At 70.4% G+C, this 6475-nt stretch carries 8 protein-coding genes; 1 reads left to right on the top strand and 7 read right to left on the bottom strand.

Annotated features, from left to right (window positions below; genetic code table 11):
• Positions 1-119: 119 nt before the first annotated feature.
• From nadD to rplU, 7 genes are all read right to left on the bottom strand, one after another.
• The gene (nadD, locus tag Q7F20_RS17360; RefSeq protein WP_305741316.1) at positions 120-719 is read right to left on the bottom strand and encodes a nicotinate-nucleotide adenylyltransferase; all 600 of its coding nucleotides are present in this window, start codon (positions 717-719) and stop codon (positions 120-122) included.
• Positions 720-731: 12 nt separating this feature from the next.
• Positions 732-932, bottom strand: a complete 201-nt coding sequence (locus Q7F20_RS17355; protein ID WP_305741315.1) for a hypothetical protein — start codon at positions 930-932, stop codon at positions 732-734.
• Between the two features lie 42 nt (positions 933-974).
• Complete coding sequence (locus Q7F20_RS17350; RefSeq protein ID WP_305741314.1) at positions 975-2240, bottom strand: glutamate-5-semialdehyde dehydrogenase; 1266 nt, start codon at positions 2238-2240, stop codon at positions 975-977.
• Between the two features lie 312 nt (positions 2241-2552).
• Complete coding sequence (proB, locus tag Q7F20_RS17345) at positions 2553-3371, bottom strand: glutamate 5-kinase (RefSeq protein WP_305741313.1); 819 nt, start codon at positions 3369-3371, stop codon at positions 2553-2555.
• Positions 3372-3378: 7 nt separating this feature from the next.
• On the bottom strand, positions 3379-4920 hold the full coding sequence (obgE, locus tag Q7F20_RS17340; RefSeq protein WP_305741312.1) for a GTPase ObgE: 1542 nt from the start codon (positions 4918-4920) through the stop codon (positions 3379-3381).
• Between the two features lie 87 nt (positions 4921-5007).
• Positions 5008-5259 carry a 50S ribosomal protein L27 gene (gene rpmA, locus Q7F20_RS17335; RefSeq protein ID WP_305741311.1) on the bottom strand — a complete coding sequence of 84 codons (252 nt, stop codon included), beginning with the start codon at positions 5257-5259 and terminating at the stop codon, positions 5008-5010.
• 14 nt (positions 5260-5273) lie between these two features.
• Positions 5274-5582 (bottom strand): 50S ribosomal protein L21, encoded by a 309-nt coding sequence (rplU, locus tag Q7F20_RS17330; protein WP_305741310.1) that lies wholly within the window; start codon positions 5580-5582, stop codon positions 5274-5276.
• A gap of 188 nt (positions 5583-5770) precedes the next feature.
• Between rplU and Q7F20_RS17325 the strand changes: the two genes are divergently transcribed.
• Positions 5771-6034: a DUF4031 domain-containing protein gene (locus Q7F20_RS17325; protein WP_305741317.1), complete on the top strand. Its 264-nt coding sequence runs from the start codon at positions 5771-5773 to the stop codon at positions 6032-6034.
• The last annotated feature ends 441 nt before the right edge of the window (positions 6035-6475 follow it).

The following is a 6475-nucleotide window of genomic DNA, read 5'->3' as shown; positions in this document are numbered from 1 at the left end:
CTGGTCGGCCGCGGAGGCGACGGTCGGGGGCGGCGTCACGGGCTGCGCACCGCCCGCGGCGGCACGCTCCCGCTCGCGCGCCTGGCGCCGCGACAGGGGCGGCTGCGCGTCGGACGAACTCATGCAACGCTCCGATACAGATGGTGCTTGGAGATGTACTGGACGACACCGTCGGGGACCAAGTACCACACGGGGAAACCACGTCTCACCCGGTCGCGGCAGTCGGTCGACGATATTGCCAGCGCGGGAACTTCGAGCAAGCTTACGTCTCGTTCGGGCAGACCCGTGATGCTCAAGGCGTGTCCCGGACGTGTCACGGCGACGAAGTGCGCGAGGTCCCACAGGCCATCATGGTCTTTCCAGTCGACAATCTGCTGGACGGCGTCTGCGCCCGAGATGAAGACCAGCTGCGCATCGGGTCGCTGCTCGTGCAGGTCCTTCAGCGTGTCGACCGTGTAGGTCGGGCCCGGGCGGTCGATGTCGACGCGACTCACGGTGAACATCGGGTTCGACGCGGTGGCGACCACGGTCATGAGGTAGCGGTGTTCGGCGTCGGTCACGTCGGACTTCATGTACGGCTGTCCGGTGGGGACGAAGACGACTTCGTCGAGGTCGAACGCGCGCGCCACCTCGGACGCTGCCACGAGGTGGCCGTTGTGGATCGGGTCGAACGTGCCACCCATCACGCCGATGCGAGGCCGCCCCGTGCTCTCGAGCATGCCGGTCGCGGGTCAGTGCTCGGTGCGACCGAACTCGTCGACACCCGTCTCGTGGGTGCGGGTCGCCTCGAACTTGTGCGAGTGGCGGTAGGCGACGTCGCGGAAGCTCCAGGTCACGAACCCGAGGAACGCGAAGAAGAGGGCACCGACGAGCGGGAACACGTACGCGGGGACCCCCGAGGCGTGCTCAGCGGCTTCTGCGAGGAAGGTCATGGATCCGATGCTCCGTTCGGTCGGGGGAAGTCGCCGTTCAGTCTAGCCGCGGATCTGTCCCTGCCCGCGCACGATCCACTTGGTGCTCGTCAGTTCGGGCAGCCCCATCGGCCCGCGAGCGTGCAGTTTCTGCGTGGAGATGCCCACCTCGGCACCGAACCCGAACTCCCCGCCGTCGGTGAACCGCGTCGAGGCGTTCGCCATCACGACGGCCGAGTCCACCTCGGCCAGGAAGCGCTCCGCCGTGTCGATGTCGTTCGTGACGATCGACTCGGTGTGGTGCGTCGACCACCGTGCGATGTGTGCCATCGCGGCATCGACGTCGGGCACCACCCGGATGGAGAGGTCGAGGTCCATCGACTCGGTCCCCCAGTCGTCGTCCGTCGCGCGGAGGACACCGGGCACGAGCACCCGCGTGGCGTCGTCACCGCGGAGGGTCACCCCTGCGGCACGCAGCCGGTCGGCCAGCACGGGCAGGAGGCGATCGGCCGCACGCTCGTGCACGAGGAGTGTCTCGAGCGCGTTGCACACGCTCGGCCGCTGCACCTTGCTGTTCAGCACGATGTCGATCGACCGGTCCAGCGGAGCCGACTCGTCGAGGAAGACGTGCACCACCCCGGCTCCGGTCTCGATCACGGGCACGAGCGACTCGGTCACGACCGTCTGGATCAGCGACGCACTGCCCCGCGGGATGAGCACGTCGACGAGCCCGCGTGCCCGCATCAGGTCGGTCGCGCCGGCACGCCCGAACTCGTCGATCGTCTGCACGAGTTCGGGCGGCAACCCGGCCGAGGCGACGGCGTCCTGGATCCGGGCGACGAGCACCGCGTTGGTCCGCTGCGCGGCCGAGCCGCCCCGGAGCACCACCGCGTTGCCGCTCTTCAGCGCGAGGCTGGCGATGTCCACCGTCACGTTCGGCCGTGCTTCGTAGATCGCACCGACGACGCCGAACGGCACCCGCACCTGCGAGAGCTGCAGCCCGTTCGGCAACCGCGAGCCACGGACGTGCTGCCCGACCGGGTCGGTGAGACCGACGACGTGCTCGACAGCGGCGGCCAGGGCGTCGATGCGGACCGGATCGAGCCGCAGTCGGTCGAGCAGCCCTGACGAGAGCCCGCTGTCCTCACCCGCGAGCAGGTCTTCGTGGTTCGCCGCGACGATCTCGTCCGTCGCCTGTCGCACACCCGCGGCGATCGCGAGGAGCGCCGCGTCCTTCACCGCGGTCGTGGCCGTGGCGAGGACCGACGCCGCGTCGCGCGCGGCGACGAGCTTGTCGGTCAGGGTCGGGGCGGATGCGGTCAGCGACATGGCTCGATTCTAGGCGCGGGGGTCTGCCGCATGACGGCCGTCCGGTCTGCTTGTGGAGAGCCCTGGAGGCGCGGCTCCTGTGGAGGAGTCAACATGCGCCCGCAGCGCACGCACCGCTCGGTCCGACCTCGCGTGACCGGGGACGACAGGCCGCAGGCGTCCCGCCGAGGTCGCGGAAAGCGCCGCTGGCAAACGACGAGCTCGGTAGATCGTGACCCCTCGGCGGACGTGAGCTGCGCGGCGGCGCCGCACCGCGCCTCCCGAGCCGACCGGACCGAACCGACCGAACCGACCGGTTCGAACCGAGCCCCGTCAGCCCCGCCCGGCCGCTTCGAACCAGGTCCCGACCTGCTCCCCCGCCAGCGCCCGCTCCACGAGTGCCGTCGCCGTCACGAGCACCGACGTACCGGCCTCGGCTGCGAGCCGAGCGGCCGCGACCTTGGTCCCCGCTCCCCCGGTCCCCACGCCCGCGGCGCCGATCGACCCGAACGTGACCCCGGCGAGCTCGTCACCGAACGGCACGTGCGTGATCGGTTCGGCGCCGGGCTGCTCCGGGGGCCGCGTGTAGAGCGACTCCACGTCGGACAGCAGCACGAGCGCATCGGCCCCGAGCAGCCGGGCCACGAGGGCCGCGAGCCGGTCGTTGTCGCCGAAGCGGATCTCGTGCGTGGCCACGGTGTCGTTCTCGTTCACGATCGGCAGCACGCGCAGCGCGAGGAGCCGGTCGACGGCCCGCTGCGCGTTGACCCGGTGCGTGGGGTTCTGCAGGTCCCCCGCCGTCAGGAGGATCTGTGCCGCGACGACCGCGTGCCGATCGAGTTCCTTCTGGTACCGGAACATCAGGACGTTCTGGCCGGTCGCCGCTGCGGCCTGCTGGGTCGCGAGGTCGTCGGGGCGGCCCTCGAGCCCGAGGAACGGGAAGCCGGTGGCGATGGCGCCGGAGGACACGAGGACGACCTCGGTCCCCCGGGCGTGCGCCGCCGCGATGGCGTCCACGAGCCGGGCGATCTGCCCGGTGTTGTCACCACTCACCGAGGACGACCCGACCTTGACCACGATCCGCCTGGCACGCGGGATGTCCTCGCGCCGGGTGACGGGTCCGAGGTCGGTGCGTGCGGTCGTGTCGGTCATGCCGTGGTCAGTCCCTGTCGTCCCGGTCGTCGTCGGCGATGTCGTCGGCATCGTCGTCGGCCCACAGCCCGGCGACGCGCTCCTGCTCGAGCTCCGCACGCGCGGCAGCCTTGGCGTCCATGCGCTCGAAGTACTCCTCGCGCCGCTCGTTGCGGGTCGGACGCGAGGTCGCCCCGATCCGCGAGTCGGTGCCGCGCGCACTCGTGATGAGCTCCGCGGTCGAGGTGAGCGTCGGCTCCCAGTCGAAGACCGTGCCGCCGTCGCCGCCGATGACGACGGTGGAGCCGGCGACGGCCCCGGCCTTGAACAGGCCGTCCTCGACGCCGAGCTTCGCGAGCCGGTCGGCCAGGTAGCCGATCGCCTCTTCGTTGGTGAAGTCGGTCTGCTGGACCCAGCGCTCGGGCTTCGCGCCGCGGATGCGGTAGAAGCGGTGCTCCTCACCGCCCTCCGCACGAATCGTGAACGGCGTCTCGTCGACGGCCTTCGGCCGCAGGACGATGCGCTCGGCCACCGGCTCGGCGGCACGGGAGGCGCGGGCCTGCTCCACGACGTCGGCCAGCGCGAACGTCAGCTCGCGCAGACCCTTGCGGGATGCGGTCGAGATCGGGAAGACGCGGTAGCCGCGGCCCTCGAGCTCCTCGCGGACGAACTCGGCGAGCTCGGCGGCCTCGGGCACGTCGACCTTGTTGAGCGCGATCATCTGCGGGCGCTCGAGCAGCGGCACCTGGCCCTCGGGCACCGGGTAGCGCTCGAGCTCACCGAGGATGACGTCGAGGTCGCTGATCGGGTCGCGACCCGGGTCGAGCGTTGCGCAGTCGATGACGTGCAGCAGGGCCTCGCACCGCTCGACGTGACGGAGGAACTCGAGGCCGAGTCCCTTGCCCTCGGACGCGCCCTCGATGAGGCCGGGGACGTCGGCGACGGTGAAGCGGGTGGAGCCGGACTCGACGACACCAAGGTTCGGCGTGAGGGTCGTGAACGGGTAGTCGGCGATCTTCGGCTTCGCGGCGGAGATCGCGGCGATGAGCGAGGACTTGCCGGCGCTCGGGAACCCGACGAGGGCGACGTCGGCGATGGTCTTCAGCTCGAGGCTGACGTCGCCCGCCCAGCCCTCGGTGCCGAGGAGCGCGAAACCGGGGGCCTTGCGCTTCGTGGTGGAGAGCGCGGCGTTGCCGAGACCGCCCTGCCCGCCGGGAGCGATGACGACGCGCATGCCCGGCTCGGTGAGGTCGGCGATGACCTCGCCCCGGTCGTCGTACACGACGGTGCCGATGGGCAGCGGGAGCTCGAGGGTCTCACCGCTGACGCCGCTCCGCATGTCGCCCATCCCGGGCTGCCCGTTCTTGGACGAACGGTGCGGTGAACGGTGGTACCCGAGCAGGGTCGTCACCTGGGGGTCGGCGACGAGGACGATGTCGCCACCGTCACCGCCGTTGCCCCCGTCCGGGCCGGCGAGCGGCTTGAACTTCTCACGGCGGACCGACACGCAGCCGTTGCCGCCGTTCCCCGCGGTGAGGTGCAGGGTCACGCGGTCGACGAACGTCGCCATGGGTCCACTCCTTGGTGTTGCAGAAAAGAGAACGGGAGGGGCGGGCACGTGGCCCGCCCCTCCCGCAGAGTCAGATCGTCGAACTGCTTACGCGTTGACGATGTTGACGACCTTGCGGCCGCCCTTGGTGCCGAACTCGACCGCACCGGCCGAGAGGGCGAACAGCGTGTCGTCGCCACCGCGGCCGACGTTGGCGCCCGGGTGGAAGTGGGTGCCGCGCTGGCGGATGATGATCTCGCCAGCGTTGACGACCTCGCCGCCGAAGCGCTTCACGCCGAGGCGCTGTGCGTTCGAGTCACGGCCGTTGCGAGTGGAGCTCGCACCCTTCTTGTGTGCCATCTTCTACTCCTGCCTTACGCGATCGAGGTGATCTTGACGCGGGTCAGTTCAGCGCGGAAACCCTGGCGCTTCTTGTACCCGGTCTTGTTCTTGAACTTCTGGATGACGACCTTCGGACCGCGAAGGTCGTTCAGCACCTCGGCGGTGACCGTCACGTTGGCGAGCTCGGAAGCGGCCGACGTGATCTTGTCACCGTCCACGAGGAGCACCGGAGCGAGGTCGATGTTGCCCTTGTCGTCAGCCTTGGCACGGTCGATCGTGATGATCGTCCCGACCTCGACCTTCTCCTGACGGCCGCCGGCGCGCACTACTGCGTAAACCACGTGGAAATCCTTACGTAACTCTGCTTGAGGGAAGTCTCGGGTGCCCACTTCTGCACGAGCGGTTCCCGGAGGTCCGGGCCCGATCGGCGACGCAGGCAGAACGGCCCGCTGACACCAGGGATCGAGAATACTCGATGCCCCCAGGTCCGGTCAAACGGCGACACACGTACGATTGCCGTGTGACCGTGATGATCGACCCGCCGACGTGGCCCGCACACGACACTCTGTGGTCGCACCTCGTCAGTGACACATCCTACGACGAGCTGCACGAGTTCGCCGGACGCGTCGGCATCCCGCGCCGTGCCTTCGATCACGACCACTACGACGTGCCGCTGTCGCGCTACGACGAGCTCGTCGCCGCCGGGGCCACGGCGGTCACCGGGCGCGAGCTCGTGCTGCGGCTGATCGGCAGCGGGCTGCGGGTCGCGCAGCGGGACAAGCACACGTTCTGAGGGGCGGCGGGCGCCGTGCCGGTGCCGGTGCCGGTGCGCGTGGGCCGACCCCGAACGACATCGTCGACGTCGCACGACATCGGCGATGTCGCACCACCGCGTCCGCAACTGACCGCGCACGCACACTGCGACACGGTCGACGTCGCACGACATCGACGATGTCGCACGACGTCCTCGCGGGAGAACGCCGTCAACGCACGCGGTCCTCGCGGGCGCACGCCGTCAACGCACGCGCAGATCACCACACGCACGCGACCGCCCAAGCCCCACACGCGGGCGCTGAGGACTCAGCGTGGCGCTGGCCCACCCCACGGGTCCGACGGGGCCTGCGGCGGCGCGAACGGCGGCACCTGGGCCCCCTGCGGACCCGGCTGCCCCGGTTGCCAGCCCTGACCAGGCTGCCCGGGCTGCCCGGGCTGCCCGGGCCGTCCCTGCGGTCCC

Origin of the sequence: Curtobacterium sp. A7_M15, from assembly GCF_030705415.1 — a bacterium.
Classification (GTDB): Bacteria; Actinomycetota; Actinomycetes; order Actinomycetales; family Microbacteriaceae; genus Curtobacterium.
This window is presented reverse-complemented; position numbering and strand designations above follow the sequence as displayed.